At 30.1% G+C, this 18,267-nt stretch carries 19 protein-coding genes; 10 read left to right on the forward strand and 9 right to left on the reverse strand.

Annotation, left to right across the window (positions count from 1 at the left end):
- Positions 1-220 precede the first annotated feature (220 nt).
- Genes P0R33_RS05385 through P0R33_RS05395 form a run of 3 tightly spaced genes read left to right on the forward strand, consistent with a single transcriptional unit; the run spans position 221 to position 2,721 of the window.
- Positions 221-904, forward strand: coding sequence for an ATP-binding cassette domain-containing protein (locus P0R33_RS05385; RefSeq protein WP_229352645.1), 684 nt, complete (start codon positions 221-223; stop codon positions 902-904).
- Entirely contained in the window at positions 904-1,791 is an 888-nt protein-coding gene (locus tag P0R33_RS05390; RefSeq protein ID WP_276174537.1) for a glycosyltransferase family 2 protein, read from the forward strand. The genes P0R33_RS05385 and P0R33_RS05390 overlap by 1 nt, the downstream gene beginning before the upstream one ends.
- Positions 1,792-2,721, forward strand: a complete 930-nt coding sequence (locus tag P0R33_RS05395; RefSeq protein ID WP_276174538.1) for a glycosyltransferase family 2 protein — start codon at positions 1,792-1,794, stop codon at positions 2,719-2,721. It abuts the gene before it with no gap.
- Here the strand turns inward: P0R33_RS05395 and P0R33_RS05400 are convergent.
- Both P0R33_RS05400 and P0R33_RS05405 read right to left on the reverse strand, forming a co-directional pair.
- Complete coding sequence (locus P0R33_RS05400) at positions 2,704-3,138, reverse strand: FdtA/QdtA family cupin domain-containing protein (RefSeq protein ID WP_276174539.1); 435 nt, start codon at positions 3,136-3,138, stop codon at positions 2,704-2,706. The genes P0R33_RS05395 and P0R33_RS05400 overlap by 18 nt on opposite strands.
- On the reverse strand, positions 3,108-4,193 hold the full coding sequence (locus tag P0R33_RS05405) for a glycosyltransferase (protein ID WP_276174540.1): 1,086 nt from the start codon (positions 4,191-4,193) through the stop codon (positions 3,108-3,110). Before P0R33_RS05405 ends, P0R33_RS05400 begins: the two co-directional genes overlap by 31 nt.
- 44 nt (positions 4,194-4,237) lie before the next feature.
- On the opposite strand from P0R33_RS05405, the gene P0R33_RS05410 reads away from it, so the two are divergent.
- Entirely contained in the window at positions 4,238-5,374 is a 1,137-nt protein-coding gene (locus P0R33_RS05410) for a glycosyltransferase (protein WP_276174541.1), read from the forward strand.
- Here the strand turns inward: P0R33_RS05410 and P0R33_RS05415 are convergent.
- The 7 genes from P0R33_RS05415 to P0R33_RS05445 form a co-directional block, all read right to left on the reverse strand.
- Entirely contained in the window at positions 5,371-6,645 is a 1,275-nt protein-coding gene (locus tag P0R33_RS05415) for an O-antigen translocase (protein WP_276174542.1), read from the reverse strand. The two genes, P0R33_RS05410 and P0R33_RS05415, sit on opposite strands and share 4 nt — an antisense overlap.
- Position 6,646: 1 nt before the next feature.
- Entirely contained in the window at positions 6,647-7,747 is a 1,101-nt protein-coding gene (locus P0R33_RS05420) for a DegT/DnrJ/EryC1/StrS family aminotransferase (protein ID WP_276174543.1), read from the reverse strand.
- Positions 7,744-8,685, reverse strand: coding sequence for a GNAT family N-acetyltransferase (locus P0R33_RS05425; protein ID WP_276174544.1), 942 nt, complete (start codon positions 8,683-8,685; stop codon positions 7,744-7,746). The genes P0R33_RS05420 and P0R33_RS05425 overlap by 4 nt, the downstream gene beginning before the upstream one ends.
- 7 nt (positions 8,686-8,692) lie before the next feature.
- Positions 8,693-9,295, reverse strand: a complete 603-nt coding sequence (locus tag P0R33_RS05430) for a trimeric intracellular cation channel family protein (protein WP_276174545.1) — start codon at positions 9,293-9,295, stop codon at positions 8,693-8,695.
- A 57-nt stretch (positions 9,296-9,352) separates the two neighbouring features.
- On the reverse strand, positions 9,353-9,763 hold the full coding sequence (locus P0R33_RS05435) for a PH domain-containing protein (RefSeq protein ID WP_276174546.1): 411 nt from the start codon (positions 9,761-9,763) through the stop codon (positions 9,353-9,355).
- A gap of 14 nt (positions 9,764-9,777) precedes the next feature.
- Positions 9,778-10,623 (reverse strand): hypothetical protein, encoded by an 846-nt coding sequence (locus P0R33_RS05440; protein WP_276174547.1) that lies wholly within the window; start codon positions 10,621-10,623, stop codon positions 9,778-9,780.
- 77 nt (positions 10,624-10,700) lie between these two features.
- The gene (locus P0R33_RS05445; protein ID WP_276174549.1) at positions 10,701-11,444 is read right to left on the reverse strand and encodes an RDD family protein; all 744 of its coding nucleotides are present in this window, start codon (positions 11,442-11,444) and stop codon (positions 10,701-10,703) included.
- Between the two features lie 20 nt (positions 11,445-11,464).
- On the opposite strand from P0R33_RS05445, the gene P0R33_RS05450 reads away from it, so the two are divergent.
- The 6 genes from P0R33_RS05450 (at position 11,465) to P0R33_RS05475 (ending at position 18,239) form a co-directional block, all read left to right on the forward strand.
- Positions 11,465-12,445: a stage II sporulation protein M gene (locus P0R33_RS05450; RefSeq protein WP_276174550.1), complete on the forward strand. Its 981-nt coding sequence runs from the start codon at positions 11,465-11,467 to the stop codon at positions 12,443-12,445.
- A 9-nt stretch (positions 12,446-12,454) separates the two neighbouring features.
- A complete protein-coding gene (locus tag P0R33_RS05455; protein ID WP_276174551.1) occupies positions 12,455-13,228 on the forward strand; it encodes a DUF4129 domain-containing protein in 774 nt (257 codons plus the stop codon).
- Positions 13,221-14,423, forward strand: a complete 1,203-nt coding sequence (locus P0R33_RS05460) for a DUF4350 domain-containing protein (RefSeq protein ID WP_276174552.1) — start codon at positions 13,221-13,223, stop codon at positions 14,421-14,423. Before P0R33_RS05455 ends, P0R33_RS05460 begins: the two co-directional genes overlap by 8 nt.
- 117 nt (positions 14,424-14,540) lie before the next feature.
- Positions 14,541-15,554 (forward strand): MoxR family ATPase, encoded by a 1,014-nt coding sequence (locus P0R33_RS05465; protein WP_276174553.1) that lies wholly within the window; start codon positions 14,541-14,543, stop codon positions 15,552-15,554.
- Between the two features lie 108 nt (positions 15,555-15,662).
- Complete coding sequence (locus P0R33_RS05470; protein WP_276174554.1) at positions 15,663-16,994, forward strand: DUF58 domain-containing protein; 1,332 nt, start codon at positions 15,663-15,665, stop codon at positions 16,992-16,994.
- A 147-nt stretch (positions 16,995-17,141) separates the two neighbouring features.
- Complete coding sequence (locus tag P0R33_RS05475; protein ID WP_276174555.1) at positions 17,142-18,239, forward strand: phosphoglyceromutase; 1,098 nt, start codon at positions 17,142-17,144, stop codon at positions 18,237-18,239.
- The last annotated feature ends 28 nt before the right edge of the window (positions 18,240-18,267 follow it).

Genomic DNA, 18,267 nt, shown 5'->3' on the forward strand with positions numbered 1-18,267 from the left:
TGTGATTTTTCGGTTTAGCAAACTTCAATTTATTGGTACTCAAACTTTCAAAAAATAAATAAATTCAAAAACCATATAAGACATATAAGCTATTATAAGTTGGAAAACTTAATTCATAATTATTTAAAATGAACTTATATCACTTATATGGTTTAATTTTTCAAATTTATTTTGAATACATACGTTATCTTATTACTTTTACCATTCAAATCAATTTATTATGTCACAAACCGTACTGTCTCTTAAAGAAGTAACTATATATCAAGAAGGAAGAAAAATTATATCTCATATTAATTTGGATGTTAATCATGGTGAATTTATTTATATCATCGGAAAAACAGGCTCTGGAAAAAGTAGTTTCTTAAAAACTTTATACGCTGATTTACCATTAGTTGAGGGAGAAGGACATATTGTTGAATTTGATTTGGCAACATTAAAAGAAAACGACATTCCGTATTTAAGACGTAAAATCGGAATCGTATTTCAAGACTTTAAACTACTTCCAGACCGTTCTATCAAAGACAATATGCTTTTTGTTTTAAGAGCTACAGGATGGGTAGAAAAAGAAGCAATGCAACACAAAATTGATGAAGTTTTGGATAAAGTTGGCATGAAAGACTTCGTAAATAAAATGCCTCACCAGCTTTCTGGAGGAGAACAGCAGCGTGTGGCAATTGCAAGAGCGCTTCTTAATGATCCAGAATTTATTTTGGCAGACGAACCAACAGGAAATCTTGATCCGCAGACAAGTTCTGAAGTTCTAGAAGTACTAAAAGCCATCAATGCGGCTGGTAAAACAATTATCATGGCAACTCACGATTATGCTTTGTTGATGAAATTCCCTTCTAAAACATTGAAATGCGAAGATGAAAGAATCTTCGAAGTAGTGCAAAAAAGCGTGTAATGCTTTCCATTTTAATTCCGGTTTACAATTATGCTGTTTTGCCGCTTGTAAGCGAACTTCAAAAACAGTGCATTTCTTGCGGAATTAAATTTGAAATCCTTTGCTACGACGATGCTTCAAACCTTTTTATAGCAGAAAATCAAAAAATAAATCAGTTTCAAAATTGCTCCTTTATTTCTTTAGAAAAAAATATTGGACGAAGTGCCATAAGAAATCTATTGGCTAAAAAAGCAGTTTTTGAAAATCTTCTTTATTTGGACGCCGATGTAATTCCTGTTCATGATCATTTTATTGCGAATTATATTTCAGAGATAAATAAAAATAAAAAAGTCGTTTTTGGAGGTCTTTTGTATGAAGATCAAAAACCTGACAAAGAATTTCTTTTACGCTGGGTTTATGGCAGAGAGCGAGAAGCATTAAATTTATCTGAAAGAACTAAAAACCCTTCTGATTTTGCTTTGGTTTCTAATTTATTGATAAAAAAAGAAATTATAAATCGTTTCCCTTTTGATGAAACGCTGACAAAATACGGTTACGAAGATTTACTTTTTTTCTCTGTTTTAAAATTAAAAGCTTTTAAAATTACGCATATTGAAAATCCTGTTTTTCATTTAAACTTAGAAACTTCTGTTCTATTTTTAAACAAAACAAAAACGGCATTAGAAAACTTAGCTTTTCTCAATAATTCAAATAAAATCTCAAAAAATGAAAGCCGAATTATTGCTTATTTTGAGCTTTTAAAAACACTAAAACTGCTTACTGCTTTTTCTTTTATTTTTCGAAAATTAGAATCAAAAATTGAACAGAATTTGATTTCAGAAAAACCATCGCTTTTTCTGTTCGATATTTATAAATTAGGCTATTATTGCTTTTTAAAATCAAAATAAATGGCTTTTTTTTCTGTAATAATTCCGCTTTACAACAAAGAAAACTTTATCGAAAATACGATACAAAGTATTCTCGATCAAACTTTTCAGGATTTTGAAATTATTGTTGTAAACGACGGTTCTACAGATAAAAGTGAAGAAAAAGCACTACAGTTTAAAGATTCGCGAATTCAATATTATAGCAAAAAAAATGAAGGCGCTTCGACAGCTAGAAATTACGGAATTGAAAAAGCGAACTCCGATTTTATAACTTTTCTCGACGCAGACGATTATTGGTATCCAACGTTTTTAGAAACGATGTTTGATCTTATTTCTAAACTTCCAGATCAAAAAGTTTTTTCTGCAGCAATTGAATTTGATACTTCAAAAAAAACAATTCCCGCACAATATTCAATTTTAAAAACAAACTACGATTTTGAAATTGTAAATTATTTTAAAGCCAGTTTCAAAGAAACCGTTTTATGCACTTCGTGCGCTGTTTTTCATAAATCTGTTTTTGATGAAGTTGGAAATTTTGACACTAAAATTAAAAGCGGTCAAGACACCGATTTATGGATTAGAATTGGACTTGTTTATTCAGTTGTTTTTTCTTGGAAAATCTTAGCTCGTTACATTTACGATTCAAAAAGTCTTTCCAAAAACACTAAATTAATTAAAGAAAAAATGGATTTTTCGAAATTTGAAGAAGCTGAAAAAACCAATTTAGATTTAAAAAAATTTCTGGATTTAAATCGTTTTTCTCTTTCCATAAAAAGCAAATTAGCTGGAGAAAATGAGCTTTTTATAAAATATTCCAACTCAATAAATTTGAAGAATTTTAGCTTAAAAAAAAGAATCTTATTACAGCTTCCTGCACCTTTTTTGCGATTCTTAATTTCGTTTAAAACCTTTCTAGCAAATTTAGGATTTGGTTCATCCGTTTTTAAATAACCTGAATTTTTTGTATTCACGAATATAATCTTCTTCGCTAAATTCATCCGAAGACAGAACCAGACAAACACTTCCCGAAGAAAAATTCTTAAGCTCGCGCCAAATTCCCGAAACTATAAGAAGACCAACATTTGGTTTATTAAGTGTTACCGTTTTAATGGTTTTTCCGTCTTTTAAAACTACATCAAAACTACCGCTAAGCGCAATTAAAAATTCCTTCTGTTCAATATGTGCGTGGCCTCCTCTTTTGCTTCCGCTTGGAACATCATACAAATAATACACTCTTTTAGAAACGAACGGAATAGTATTTCCTTCAATGACCGAAAGATTGCCTCTTCGATCTTCAATTTTAGGAATTTCTAATAATTGAACATCCTGATTTGTTGTCATTTTGGCTTGTTGAGAAGATTTTTCCATTGTTCTGAAATTGTATTTAAAGTCAAATGTACAACACTTTTTGAAGCATTCTTTTTACAAAAATCATATAATTCATCATCATCTCCAAATCTACTTATTGCTTCTGCCAAAGCTTTTGGATTATGATTTTCAACCAACAATCCGTTAAATTCATTTTGAATTATTTCTCTTGGTCCAGAATTGCAATCAACAGCAATTACGGGAGTTCCTAAAGCTAATGATTCTACAATTGACAAAGGAAAACCTTCGTAATTACTGGTCAAAATGGTAAATTTAGCTTCCCGAACTTCTTTATAAGGATTGTTTTTAAACGGGAAAATTTCGACGTAATTCTTAAGATTTAAACTTTTTATTTTTTGTTTAATGAAGTTCAGATCATTTCCTTCGCCCAGCAAATGAAGTTTGTATCCTTTCGAAAAAATTTCAGATTGCGAAAAAGCTTCTAATAACAAGCTGAAGTTTTTTACCTTTTCATCAAATCTTCCAAAAAACAAAATCACTTTTTGGGTTTCTAGAATAGCATTTTTAACTTCTGTTTCTGGAATAAAAAAAGGATTATAAATTGTTGTTGTATTCTTTAATTCTAAAAACTGATTTACTTTTTCTTCAATCGCTTTTGATACACAAACTAAAGCTCCAGCATTTTTGTAAATCGCTCTTGCCCAGAATTTCGAATCGGGAAAATAATTCTTAAAATTATAACTGTGAACTATATAATAGATTTTCGAATTTCGATAAATAAATCTTGTGATTAATTCTCTTATCAAAACATTTCTTGATCTGCTGTCGATTATAAAATCTATATTATTTTCTAATAAATATCGACGTAACAAAATGCCTTTTTTGATTTTTCTAAATAAAGAAAATGAATTAGAACTTTCTTTTTCTAAATTAAACAAAGTTCCAGTGTATGAATAATCTACAACATTATTTACTAAAATTGAATGAACTTCAAAACCAGTATTTTCTAACATAAAAGTCAGCAAAGCTGCAAAACGTTCTGCTCCACCTTTTCCTAAAGAATTTGAAACAATAGCAACTTTCTTTTTATTCATGTTTTGACCGAAAAAGTAAATATATTTGTCAAATATACACATAAATGAAAGTTTTATTGGTAGGCGAATACAGCCATTTGCACAATTCTTTAAAAGATGGTCTTAAGGCTTTAGGGCATGAAGTTTTTATTATCGGTCTCAAAGACGGTTTTAAAAATTTTCCTGTTGATTTTCCTATTCAAAAAAAATGGGATTCTGGTTTTTTGAAAAAAGTAAAAATTGCCGTATTCAAATTTTCTGGTTTTGATATAAGTTCTTATTTGACTTTTCGCCAATTTCTAAAATTCAAAAGACAGTGCTCTGGTTTTGATGTTGTGCAGCTTATTAACGAAAATAGTTTTTATTGCACGTCTTTCTACGAAAAAAAAATCATTTCTTATTTATTAAAAAACAATCAAAAATTATTTTTACTGAGTTGCGGATATGATTATTTGAATGTGAAATATTGTTTTGAAAATCCTGATTTTAAATCTGTAATTCCGTTATATCTCAATCATAAAATTGATCGAAAATCTTTTGGAAATGTTCTGAAATTCAAAGAAGAAGCGTTTTTTAAGTTGCATCAATTTATTCACGAAAAATGTCGTGGCATAATTGCTTCAGATTTAGATTATCATCTTCCGCTTCGAGGCAATGAGAAATATTTAGGATTGATTCCGAATCCGATTAATATTGAAAAACTTTCCTTTAAACCGCTTCAAATTATGGATAAAATTGTCATTTTTCATGGAATTAACAATGATAATTATTTGAAAAAAGGAAATGATTATTTTGAAAAAGCTTTAAAAATAATTGAAGAAAAATACGCTTCAAAAGTGGAAGTTATTACAGTTCGAAGCGTTCCTTATTCTGAATATATTAATTTGTACAACAGTTGTCATATTTTTTTGGACATGGTTTATGCTTACGATCAAGGTTATAATGCGCTTGAAGCAATGGCGAAAGGAAAAGTCGTTTTTACTGGCGCTGAAACTGAATTTACAAAATACTATAATCTTTCAGAAAATGTCTGCGTAAACGCAATTCCAGATGTAAATTATTTGGTAAAAGAATTGTCTTTTTTAATAGAAAATCCAGAAGAAATTGTCGCAATTGGAGAGCGTGCGAGAACTTTTATTGAGGAAAATCACCATTATATTAAAATTGCAGAAAATTATATTCAGAAATGGACAGAAAATTAAAATAAACTCTTTTTAAAATAAATCGCCAAAACTGTCAAATAAACAAAATTCTGAAACGCATATGCCATTACAACGCCTTCAATCTGAAATAGTTTTATACAATATAAACTTGCAAAATATAAAACTGAAAGCGAAAACAATTCGGAAATGATAAATGCTGAAGTCATTTTTTTGGCAAAGAACTGAAAACCTAAAATCAGTGCGCAAACTTTAAAAATATCTCCTAAAAGTTGCCAGAAAAACAAATCGGTTACTGGTAAAAATTCTTTTGTAAAAAGTAACTGAACTACAAAAAACCTAACAAAATATAGTACCGTTAAACCTAAAACAAAAACGGGAAGAATAAATTTATAATACTGCCAAAAAACAATTTTGGTTTCTAAATTATTCTGAGATTTAGATAATCTTGGCAAAAAATAAACGCTTAAAATAGTACTTACAAATAGTAAATAATAAGACGAAATTCGCGTCATGGTTTCCCAATATCCTGCTTTTTCGATTCCTAAATCCTGAATAATATGGTTTCGGATTGCGAGAAAGATAAAAGGTCCTAAAACCGATGAAACCAATGCCATTAAGGAATAAGAAGAAAGATTTTTTACAATTTTAAAATCAAATGAATTGAATTTTATCAGTTGAAGAAATTGAATTTCTTTCTGAACTAAATAAAAAGTCAAAAAAAACAATAAACTCGGCGCAATTATAATCGCCAATAAAGCACCTGTTGTTTCGAATTGTAAAATCAGAAAAACGGAAGTTATTAATCCTATTATATTTCCAATAATATTGATCCAAATTACTTTTTGAAATTTTCCTAAACCATTAATTGCTGCGATTAAAAAAACAGAAAGTCCATAAGTTGGTAAAACAAATGCTAAAACTTTAAAAATCAGTAAATATTCGGTATTGTCTCCAAAGATTTTTTCGTTCCAAAACGAAGCGGTAAAAAACAAAATTCCGCTTAAAAGTACTCCGATAAAAAGCAAACTGATAAAAACGGTGGAAATTATTTTTTGAAGTTCATCTTTATTTTTTTCGTTTTCGGCAGCATATTTTACAATTCCGTTTTGAAAACCTAAAGTCGAAATATTTTCTAATGAAGTCAAAAAATTACGAAGATTTCCAACCAAAGCCATTCCGCTTGGACCAACGAAAATGGCTAATATTTTTGACGTAATTAATCCGATACCGATCTTTAAAACGACACTAAAACTGTTTAAAGAAGTAATCTTAAACAAACTCGTTTGAATTATTTTTCTGTAGAAATTCAATTTAATATTGATTTAAAATTTCGATAATAAAATCAATTTCTTCGTCAGTTAAAATCGGACTTATGGGCAAACTCAAAACTTCATTATGAATCTTTTCGGTAACAGGAAAAGACAAATTATTCCACTCAGATAAAGCTTTTTGTTTGTGTGGCGGAATTGGATAATGAATTACAGTTTGAATATTGTTTTCGGTTAAATATTCTTGTAAATTTTGACGGTTTTCTGTTCGAATAACAAATAAATGAAAAACATGATTATTTGAAAAATCCCAAAAAGGCAATATTATTTTATCATTTTTAATTTCTGATAAATAACGTTTGGCTACATTTCTTCGGTTTTCATTATCGGCATTTAAATTTGGTAATTTTAAGTTTAAAAATCCTGCTTGCAATTCGTCTAATCTCGAATTTACGCCAATATAATCGTTGCGATATTTTTTCGCGGAACCATAATTTCGAAGCGAAAAAAGCACTTTTGCAAGTTCTTCATCATTTGTTGTAACTGCGCCGCCGTCGCCTAAACAGCCTAAGTTTTTACCTGGATAAAAACTGTAAGCAGACGCTGATTGTAGATTATAGATTGTAGATTTTAGATTATTTTCTGCACCGTGTGATTGTGCGCAATCTTCAATTACAACTAAATTATTTTTTTGTGCAATTTGATTTATTTTTTCCATTTCTGCCAATTGTCCGTATAAATGAACGGCTAAAATGGCTTTGGTTTTTGAGGTGATTTTTTCCTGAATTAAATCTGGATTTATATTGTAGGTTTCTAATCTCGGTTCAACCAAAATCGGAACTAAATCGGTTTGCAAAATGGCTAAAATACTTGCGATATATGTGTTTGCTGGAACAATTACTTCGTCTCCTTTTTGCAATATTCCGAGTTCTATATAACCTTTAAAAATTAAAACCAAAGCATCAAAACCATTTCCTACTCCGATACAATATTTTTTGTCGCAATATTTGGCGAAAGATTTTTCGAATGTTTCCACTTCGTTTCCTAAAATATACCAGCCGTTATGCAAAACCGTTTTCAGTTTTTCCTGAAAAGCAGTTTCATACGGTTCGTTGATTTTTTTTAGGTCTAAAAATGGTATCACTTTATTTCAATTTTATAAAAATCCTGATTGTAAACAGAACAGCCCAATTCTTCTTTTTGTTTTAATAAACCAGAATTATAATCCTGAATATCAGAATTTACGATTCCCATATCAAAAAAATGTTTTCCTTTTCGTTTGTATTTATGAATCAAATTGATGAATAAAAAGTCTAAAGCTCTAAATTCTTCTCCAGTTTTTGAAGTGGCGCCGTATTGCGATTTAATGACATTTTTAGTTTCAAAAATCGTGATTCCGGCAATAATTTCGTCATTTCTGTATGCTGAATATTGTTTGATATTTTTTGGAAATTTCGATTGTAAAAGCGTGATTTCTTCTTTAGAATGAACCGGTTTTGTGTTGTGTTTTTCTAATAATCTGGGTTCTAAAACTTTTTCCCAAAACGGATCAAATTCTTGTTCTTCTATAATATCTAGATCTAGATTTTCAATTCGTCTGAAATGTTTCATTTTACTTTTAGAAATTTTCAAAGGAGCAGTTAAATTAACTGCCAAATTCATTTCTTTTTGTTCTAAAACAGCTCCTCTTTTCAACAGAAAAAATTCCATTTCTTTATTTCCTTCCAAAAAATAAAAACTAGGAACTGGCTTATAAAAAAAGGTTTTAATTTGATTTTCTTTCAAAAAAAGTAAAATTGCATCTAAAATTGATTCTACTTTTTCTGCTTTCATTTTAGATAAAAAAACCAAACCTCCATAAGTTAAACCTTGATGAGAATAAACGGCTTTTTGTTTTTTATTTGCGGGAAGAATTGCTCTCAATTTGTCTTCTTCAAAAATTAAAAGCGAAAAATCTTCAAAACGATCTTTATGATATTCCATAAAATCGCGATGAAATAAAAAAGTAGCATTTTTGGATTGGGCGACAAAATCGTTCCAGATTAAATAATCGTCTTGATGGTATTTTTTTATGATATACATTTCTAGATTATTTATGGTCAAATGCTTTTAAATGCCATTTATATTTTACTGCCATTAATCGAATTATGATAATAATTAAGGAAGTAACTAAATATAAAATATCGTCGTCTAAATTTAAACGTCTTAAACCAAAAAAGACAATTCCTCCCAAAATACAAATTGTAGCATAAATTTCTTCTCTAAAAACATTCGGAATCTCATTACATAAAATATCACGAATTACGCCACCAAAACATGCAGTCATTGTTCCTAAAGCAATGCAAATTGCGGGATGAAGTCCAGTTAAAATTCCTCTTTCAAGACCAATTAAAGTAAAAACGCCAAGTCCGATCGTATCAAATAAAAATAGAGAAGTTCGAAGTTTGTCAAATCTTTTTCTAAAAATAATGGCAAGAAAAAAACCTAAAATAATTACATATACGTATTGCATATCTCGCATCCAGCCAACTGGAGTTCTTCCGATAAGAACATCACGAAGGGTCCCTCCTCCTACAGCCGTTACAAAAGCAATAATAAAAACCCCAAAAGGATCTAGTTTTTTATGCATTGCTGTTAAAGCTCCCGACATAGCAAAAGCCATTGTCCCAATAATATCTAGTAAATGAAACATTTTTCTTAAGTTACAAAGAGGTAAAGGTACAAAGGTGCAGAGTTTTTAGTATTCTTCCTATTTTTTTAGTACTATTTCTATTTCAGGATTTATTCTTTTTAGTTCTTCTATAAATCTTTTTTTGTCTTTTGGAGAAATCAAAACTGTATCATATTTTCCATAAAGAATTTCTAGTCTGTCTAATGATAGTGCTGGTGAACTCAAAACATTGAAAGTTTCGGAAATTTTTTTTACATTTTTAATTTCAATCGTGAAATCAATAAGAAAACCACATTTTATTCTTAGTTTGTCTCTTTCTATTGTATAAAAAGTAGTAGTAAACATATGGATAATGAAACTAATCACACAAAAAATAAAAGAAAGACCTATCCATTTTTTTTCATAAGCAAATTGAATCAGTGCAAAACCAAAAATTACAATTAATAGAAATGCCAACCAGAGGTCAATTTTAGATTTGAATTTTTCCATTTAGTATTCCTGAATTATTTCTTAGTATAAATCGGACTTCTTTTTAATAAATAAGAAACAGATTCCATCCAACTGTCTTTTACTGCCAAAAATGGTTTACGAGTTTGCGAATAGATTTTGTCTTTATTTTTATACATATCAAAGTAAACCGTGTAATAGTAGTAACTCTGGTTGTTTGCTGTTGTAGTAGAAATATCGCTTGTTGTAACTTTTTTGTTATTATCGCTCACTTTTGCATTTCCGCTATTATAAGTTGTTGCTGTCGAAGTTGTTCCAATAGTATACGATACTTTTGCGGCAACAATATTATCAACACCTAATATTTTTTCGAGATCTTCAATTGGTGTTTCATCAATATTTTTGTAATCGATTCCGGCTTTGTGGAGTAAACTATTTGTAGTTCTTAAATCTTGAACGGTCAACGGAAATATATTTGAAGATTTATCTAACAATTTGTTATACAAATCGTTCTGAGCAAATTTTGCCATATCTTCAGAAGCTTCTTGCGTATCAGAATTAACATAAGGAACTGGCAGTACCGCGATGGTATTTGGCTTAACATCTTGAGCAATTACAGTTTGACTAGAATTTGGCGCTGCATTATTTTGAGAAACGTCAAAAGTTTGAGATCTTCCGCTTGCGAAATCAATTCTGGCAATTTTCGAAATATCAATTGAAATTTGAAGCGTTTCTCCAGGAAGAGAATATTCTACGGTGCTATCAGACATTTTAGAAATCGTACATTCGATAATCTGGTAATCTCTTTTTATGATTTTATCTAATTTTTTTCCGCCTTGAGCGAAATTAAAAAGAGCAGTAAACAACATTAATAAGGTAAAAAAAGCTTTTGAAGTTCTCATGTTTTACTTTTTAAATTAACATACTAATTAATAAGATGTTAAATATAAAGAATTATCATCAAAACCTAAAAAAAAGCTTACATATGTTGTGTATAGAAATTGTAATCTTTTAAAATAACCCGAATAAAATCGCTATTGTTTCCAGATTGGTTTTTAATTCCGGTTACTGCTTCAATTTTTGCTACCAATTTATAAATAATTTCATGATCGTTTTTAGCTTCAGCTTTTTGAAAAGTTTCTTTGATAATACGCATATCATTATCAGAAAGCTTGATTACCAAAGGATAAGTCGGCACATAAGCATCGTCTATTTCTTCTAAAATTGTATGACTGATATTGATTTTATTTTTTAATGTTATTACCGCCGTTCCCGCCGCCATATCGCCTAAACGCTGCGCATTTTTACTGGTAATTACTGCGATTATTCCTGGAAGACCAAAAAAGCTAAAAAAGTCGATTACTCTAAAAAACCAACGCACCAGATAATCACCAAAACCTGCCTGATAACCATCAATTTTGACCACTTTAATTTTAACAACTCTTTTTCCTAGCGATTGTCCTTCAAAAATACTTTCGAGAGCTAAAGAATAAACAATTAGTGGCGAATACAAAATGATAAAAATAGCTCCTCTAGACCATCCGTCTAAATCAGTCATCAATTTATCAAGTTTTAACCAACTGAAAAGAATTATCGAAAGCGCCGTGGCATAAGAGATCATAATGAACAAATCGATAAAGAATGCCCCTAATCGCTCGCCTACTGTAGCGGCAATAAAATTTATTTTAACATTTTGTGTCGTATTAATAGATAATTCTGACATATTTTATATTTTAGCCAACAATGAGAGAAATCGCCTTTATAAAACAAAACAAAGAAAAATGGCTCGAATTTGAGCTGGCAATTTTTGGTAAAGCTAAAAAAAATCCTGATGAATTAGCTAATTTGTACATTCAAATGATGAATGATTTATCTTATGCCCAAACGTATTATCCTAAAAGTAAAACGGTTGTCTATTTAAATCATCTTGCTTCACAGATTTATCAAAAGATTTACAAAACCAAGCGTACGGATAGAAATCAAATTGTTGAGTTTTTTAAAATTGAAGTTCCTTTGCTGGTTTACGAATACAGAAGGTATTTATTATATGCTTTTTCTCTATTTTTTATAACTGTGGGCATTGGTGTTCTTTCGGCTCGATACGATCAAGATTTTGTTAGGCTTATTATGGGCGACGAATATGTAAATATGTCTTTGGCAAATATTAAAAAAGGTAATCCAATGGCTGTTTACGGTTCTGGAAGCAATTGGGGAAGTTTTATTGGCATTACGGTCAACAACTTGCACGTAGGCGCAAAATGCTATTTCTATGGCATAATTGCCGGACTTGGCACTTTTTACATTTTTTTGCAAAACTGTATTATGCTGGGTTCTTTTCAATACTTTTTTTACGAACATGGCGTATTTTGGAAAAGTGTAAGAGGAATTTGGATTCATGGTTCTATGGAAATTTTTGCCATTGTAATTGAAACTGCAACTGGATTTATTTTGGGAGCTTCGATTCTTTTTCCGAAAACTTTTTCTCGTTTAAATTCCTTCAAAATCGGATTTAAAAACAGTTTCAAAATATTCTTGAGTACTTTTCCTTTTACAATAAGCGCAGGATTTCTAGAAGGTTTTATCACAAGATATTCTCTTGATATGCCAATTTGGTTAAGCATTTTTATTATTTTGGCTACTTTAAGTATTATTTCATTTTATTACTTGATTTACCCTTTTATCGTGCACAAAAAAATACATTCTTTAACAGCCAAAAATCTTTAAACCCAAGTAATGACAAGATTCTTATTTATTTTATCTTTTCTTTTTTGCTTTGGCGTTTCAATGGCTCAAGACAGTACTGCTGTATACGAAGAACCTCCAAAAGTATCTGGAATAAAATTTTCTGAAAAAGATATTCAAATTGATGCTTCAGAAATAGAAGCCAAACATTTTGATAAAAATTTTAAGAAAAAATATACTGGTTCGGATTTTATTTATGAATATCAAACTCCAGAAAAAAACTGGTGGGATCTTTTTAAAGAATGGCTGGCAAAATTATTTGCAAACCTTTTTCATTTTGAAAGTGCACAGACTTCATTAAATTTTGTTGTGATTTTATTCCGAATCATAGCCATTTTAGTGGTTATTATTGTTGTTTATTTTATTGCTAAAAACATATCCAATCAAGAAGGAAAATGGATTTTTGGGAAATCGGATAAGAAGACCATATTTTATTCTGATGCCGAAAAAAACATTCATCTTTTAGATTTCGAAAAGCTAATTAAAGAAAGTATTCAGAACGGCGAAAAAAGAGCTGCCATTCGTTACTATTATCTTTGGCTTTTAAAAGTTATGGCCCAACATAACTATATAGAATGGGATATCGAAAAAACAAATTCTGATTATTTGTACGAATTACAGCAAACAGCTCATAAAGAAGAGTTTACTTATCTCTCCTATTTATACAATTACATCTGGTACGGCGAATTTGAAATTGACGATATTAGATTCAATAGCACAGAAAACAGATTCAAACAAGCTTTAAAAACCTTTGGCAATGGATAGAAATATTAAAATATACATTGCGTTTTTGGTTTTGCTTTTTGGTTTTATTCTGTTGATAGATAAAGGACAGCCAAAACCAATCGATTGGACTCCGACTTATTCTGTAAACGACAAAATTCCGTTTGGCCTTTATGTTTTTGATCAAGAAGCAAATCGCTTTTTTAAGAATCAAAAAATTAAAAGAATTTCTACCGAAACGGCATACGAATACTTGGATTCTGAATACGATGATTCGAAAGATGTAGAAAATTATAAAGTGAAAGGTAATTTCATCAATATTTCTGAAGTGAATAATATTGATGATCGATCGATGATAGAGATTATATATTTTGTTTCGCACGGAAATAATGCTTTTTTGAGCATGAAAGAATTTCCTAGCTTGTTGCTGGATTCTTTAAAAGTTCGGACACAAGCCGATTTTCCTCCCGCAGATAGCGTTGTAACCTGGTTGGCAAACAAAAAATTAAGCAATAAAAAATATACTTTAAACTCTGGCTTAAATGATTATTTTTCTAAAATTGATACTTTAAATACAACTGTTTTAGGATATCAAAACAATAAAAAAAATAAACAGATTAATTTTATTGAGGTTCCTTATAAAAACGGATATTTTTATTTGCACACACAACCTGTGGCTTTTACCAATTACACTTTGCTGAAAAAAGACCATTATAAGTATGCTGAAAATGTATTGTCTTATTTTTCAAAAGGAGATGTTTTTTGGTACAATAAAGAACCTAAAGATGAACGAATTTCAGGTTCTCCACTTCGTTATATTATGAGTCAGCCGCCTCTAAAATCGGCTTGGTTTTTAGGTTTGCTTGGTATTTTAATTTTTATGATTTTTAATGCGAAACGAAAACAGCGTGTCGTTCCGATAATTAAACCATTAGAAAATTTAACTGTTGATTTTACCAAAACGATCGGAAATTTATATTATCAAGAAGGTGATCACACCAATTTAATTGACAAAAAAATCATTTATTTCTTAGAGAAAATAAGAACTGACTTTTTAATAGATACAACAAAACTGAATGATGATTTTATAAAAAAATTACATTACAAAACCGGAAAAGACGAAAAAGATATTGAAGAACTTGTTTCTTTAATTAACAATCATAGAAATAGTTATCACGGAAGTCTTGAAGAAGATTTACTGCGAATAAACACCGCAATTGAAAAGATTTTGCACTAATTAAAAATATAAGCCACAGATTAAAATGATTAATTCATTCTATAAAAATCATTTTTAATCCTCTTATCCCGATAGCTATCGGGAGTGGCAAAATAAAAATAAAAAATAGACCAAATTATGGACGATATCAATACTAATGCAAACGAAATCACTAACGAAAATGTGAATTTTGAAACCCGAATTAATTTAGGGCCGCTTTTAGATCACGTAAACACAATAAAAAAAGAAATTGAAACCGTAATTGTTGGACAACACAAAATGGTCGATCAGCTTTTGGTCGCTATTTTATCAAACGGTCACGTTCTTCTTGAAGGTGTTCCTGGAGTTGCTAAAACAATCACTGCCAAATTATTATCTAAAACCTTAAATATTGGTTTTAGCAGAATACAGTTTACGCCAGATTTGATGCCGTCTGATATTTTGGGAACTTCTATTTATAATTTGAAAAGTTCAGAATTTGAGTTTAAAAAAGGTCCGATTTTTTCTAATTTAATTCTAATTGACGAAATTAATCGTGCGCCGGCAAAAACGCAAGCGGCACTTTTTGAAGTTATGGAAGAGCGTCAAATCACAATTGACGGTTCTGAATATCAGCTAGATACTCCATTTTTGGTTATTGCAACTCAAAATCCAATTGAACAAGAAGGAACTTACCGTTTGCCTGAAGCGCAATTAGACCGTTTTCTCTTTAAAATTAGTATTGATTATCCAAAATTGAATGAAGAAATTTTAATCATTCAGAGAGAACATACTTTACAAAACCACGATAAATTAGAGGCGATAAAAACGATTCTTTCTTCTGAAGAAATCAGACAATATCAAGGTTTGGTAAAACAAATTAGAGTTGAGCAAAATCTACTAGAATATATTGCCCGAATTGTAGTAAATACGCGAGAAAATGCCTTTTTATATTTAGGAGCTTCTCCTCGTGCCTCAATTGCAATTTTAAATGCTGCTAAAGGTTTTGCTGCCATTCGCGGACGTGATTTTGTTACGCCAGAAGATATTAAAGAAGCAGCAACTCCTGTTTTGCAACACCGTGTTATTGTAACTCCAGAACGTGAAATGGAAGGTATTACAAGCTCAGAAATTATTAAACAAATTATTGAAACAGTTGAAATACCAAGATAATTGTTAATTGTAAATGGTGAATTGTTAATGAGTAAAACTTGAAAGTTGAAACCTGAAACCTGAAACCTGAAACTTGAAACTTGAAACTTGAAACTCTAAACCAGATAAATGAAATTCATAAAAAGTCTATATCTAAATAATTTCTTTTTCTATGTGCTTTTAGGCATTATAGGGCTTTTTGTTTGCGCTTTTATTTTTCCAAATATTTACAATGCGGTTTGGCTTCTAGTTTTAGGATTAGTGACTTTTTTAGGAATTGATATTTTATTGTTATATACTGTCAAAACTGGAATTGAAGCAGAAAGAATTACACCCGAAAAATTATCAAATGGAGATTTAAATCCGATAAAAATTAATTTAAAAAATCATTATAATTTTTCTGTTTTAATTAAAATTATTGATGAAATTCCTTTTCAATTTCAAGTTCGCGATTTTAAGATTTTAAAAACAATTGATGCTGCGACACAAAAAGAAATCAGCTATGAATTGCGTCCGACGGAACGCGGTGAATATTTATTTGGCGCTTTAAATATTTATGTTTCTTCGCCTTTAAAATTAATTTCGAGAAGATTTATTTTTGATAAAAATCAGATGGTTCCAACTTATCCATCTTACATTCAATTAAGTAAATACGATTTAATTGCTTTTTCTAATAATTTGTTTCAATACGGAATCAAGAAAATACGCCGAATTGGACATACAATGGAATTTGAGCAAATTAAAGAATATGTTCAAGGTGACGATTTAAGAACACTGAACTGGAAAGCGACTGCGAAAAGAAACTCTTTGATGGTCAATCAATTTCAGGACGAAAAATCGCAATCTGTTTATATGGCAATCGACAAAGGACGCGTTATGCAAATGCCTTTTGACGGTTTGGCTTTATTGGATTATGCAATCAATTCTGCTTTAGTTTTGTCGAATGTTATTCTTAAAAAACAAGATAAAGCGGGACTTTTTTCTTTTTCTAAAAAAGTAGAAAATAGAGTTTTTGCAGAAAGAAGAGGTTCTCAAATGCAGAAAATTCTAGAGACTTTATACAATATCAAAACCGATTTTTTTGAAAGCGATTACAGCAGACTTTATGTCGATATCAAAAAAAATATCAATCAAAGAAGTTTAATTATTCTGTACACTAACTTTGAAACAATGGACGGCTTAAATAGACAATTACCTTATTTAAAAGGAATTGCAAAAAGCCATTTATTGGTTGTAGTTTTCTTTAGCAATACTGAATTGAACAGTATCATTAATAAAAAAACAAATACGCTTCAGGAGGTTTATGACAAAGTAATCGCAGAAAAATTCATGTTCGAAAAGCGATTAATTGTAAACGAACTAAAAAAATACGGAATCCATTCGGTTTTAACCCAACCAGAAAATCTGACTTTAGACGCTATTAATAAATACTTGGAAATTAAATCTAGAGGAATTTTATAAGCCGAAACTCCCTGAACTACAAAGAATAAAAGATTTCTTTTTAATCCTTTATTACTATATAGTTACTTTACGACATTCCGTAAAAATTGCTTAATTAAATTAATTAGTTTTGAAATATAATTCATGAAATTACAAACTAATTAAGAAATGAAAAAAGCAATTTTAATTCTGTTCATATTATTGAGCTGTAAATCTTTAGCACAAAAAACAGAAAACATCATTATTATCACTACAGACGGTTTTAGATGGCAGGAAGTTTTTAAAGGAATTGATCCCGCAATTGCAAACGACAAAAAATTTAATCAAGGAGACAGCGCTTATATTTATAAAAAATATGCTGATGCCGATATCAAAGAAGCACGAAAAAAATTAATGCCTTTTTTCTGGTCAGAAATTGCTTCAAAAGGTCAAATTTATGGCAATAGAGACTTAAGAAATAAAGTTGATGTTGCCAATCCGTATTGGTTTAGTTATCCTGGATATAGCGAAATTATGACTGGAAATGTTGATTTAAAAGTCAACTCAAATGGTTATAAAGCCAATCCAAATGTCAATGTTTTAGAATTTCTAAATCAGCAATCTAAATTTAATGGAAAAGTAGCTGCTTTTGGCGCGTGGGATGCTTTTGACAGAATTTTAAATGAAGAAAGAAGCGGTTTTCCTGTCATTTCGGCCTTTGATAATGTTGGCGGAAACAAACCAACACCTGCGCAAAAGCTGTTAAATGAAATGCGTGATAATTCATTCAAGCCTTTTCATCAAGATGAATGTCTAGATGTTTTTACGCATTATCAGGCTTTAGACGAACTTAAAACTAAAAAGCCAAAAGTACTGTATATTGCCTACGGAGAAACGGATGAATGGGCACATCATGGAGATTACAGATCTTATTTAGACGCTGCAAATCAAGTCGATAAATGGATTCAGGAAATCTGGAATTACATCCAAAATGATCCTCAATACAAAAACAAAACTACTTTATTTATTACCGTAGATCATGGTCGCGGCGACAAAGTAAAAGCGCAATGGACCGATCATGGTGCCGATGTTCCTGGCGCATCTGAAATTTGGTTTGCTGCAATGGGACCAGAAATTGCCTCAAAAGGAGAAATCAAAACAGAAGCTCAATTCTATCAAAAACAATTTGCCCAAACTTTGGCTAAAGTCTTAGGATTTGATTTTAAAACATCACATCCTGTAGAAAAAGAAATTTCAGAATTATTTGAAAACAATCACAAACCATAAATAATTAACCATTTTAAAACCAACCCCA

It is taken from the genome of Flavobacterium sp. YJ01 (genome assembly GCF_029320955.1).
GTDB lineage: Bacteria > Bacteroidota > Bacteroidia > Flavobacteriales > Flavobacteriaceae > Flavobacterium.

Excerpts from the sequence above, each read along its gene's own strand:
- P0R33_RS05430 (WP_276174545.1), bottom strand. The coding sequence starts at position 9,295 with ATGTTTCATTTACTAGATATTATTGGGACAATGGCTTTTGCTATGTCG.
- P0R33_RS05455 (WP_276174551.1), top strand. The coding sequence starts at position 12,455 with ATGACAAGATTCTTATTTATTTTATCTTTTCTTTTTTGCTTTGGCGTT.
- P0R33_RS05445 (WP_276174549.1), bottom strand. The coding sequence starts at position 11,444 with ATGTCAGAATTATCTATTAATACGACACAAAATGTTAAAATAAATTTT.
- P0R33_RS05395 (WP_276174538.1), top strand. The coding sequence starts at position 1,792 with ATGGCTTTTTTTTCTGTAATAATTCCGCTTTACAACAAAGAAAACTTT.
- P0R33_RS05470 (WP_276174554.1), top strand. The coding sequence starts at position 15,663 with ATGAAATTCATAAAAAGTCTATATCTAAATAATTTCTTTTTCTATGTG.
- P0R33_RS05435 (WP_276174546.1), bottom strand. The coding sequence starts at position 9,763 with ATGGAAAAATTCAAATCTAAAATTGACCTCTGGTTGGCATTTCTATTA.
- P0R33_RS05385 (WP_229352645.1), top strand. The coding sequence starts at position 221 with ATGTCACAAACCGTACTGTCTCTTAAAGAAGTAACTATATATCAAGAA.
- P0R33_RS05460 (WP_276174552.1), top strand. The coding sequence starts at position 13,221 with ATGGATAGAAATATTAAAATATACATTGCGTTTTTGGTTTTGCTTTTT.
- P0R33_RS05450 (WP_276174550.1), top strand. The coding sequence starts at position 11,465 with ATGAGAGAAATCGCCTTTATAAAACAAAACAAAGAAAAATGGCTCGAA.
- P0R33_RS05425 (WP_276174544.1), bottom strand. The coding sequence starts at position 8,685 with ATGTATATCATAAAAAAATACCATCAAGACGATTATTTAATCTGGAAC.
- P0R33_RS05410 (WP_276174541.1), top strand. The coding sequence starts at position 4,238 with ATGAAAGTTTTATTGGTAGGCGAATACAGCCATTTGCACAATTCTTTA.
- P0R33_RS05475 (WP_276174555.1), top strand. The coding sequence starts at position 17,142 with ATGAAAAAAGCAATTTTAATTCTGTTCATATTATTGAGCTGTAAATCT.
- P0R33_RS05405 (WP_276174540.1), bottom strand. The coding sequence starts at position 4,193 with ATGAATAAAAAGAAAGTTGCTATTGTTTCAAATTCTTTAGGAAAAGGT.
- P0R33_RS05390 (WP_276174537.1), top strand. The coding sequence starts at position 904 with ATGCTTTCCATTTTAATTCCGGTTTACAATTATGCTGTTTTGCCGCTT.
- P0R33_RS05465 (WP_276174553.1), top strand. The coding sequence starts at position 14,541 with ATGGACGATATCAATACTAATGCAAACGAAATCACTAACGAAAATGTG.
- P0R33_RS05440 (WP_276174547.1), bottom strand. The coding sequence starts at position 10,623 with ATGAGAACTTCAAAAGCTTTTTTTACCTTATTAATGTTGTTTACTGCT.
- P0R33_RS05400 (WP_276174539.1), bottom strand. The coding sequence starts at position 3,138 with ATGGAAAAATCTTCTCAACAAGCCAAAATGACAACAAATCAGGATGTT.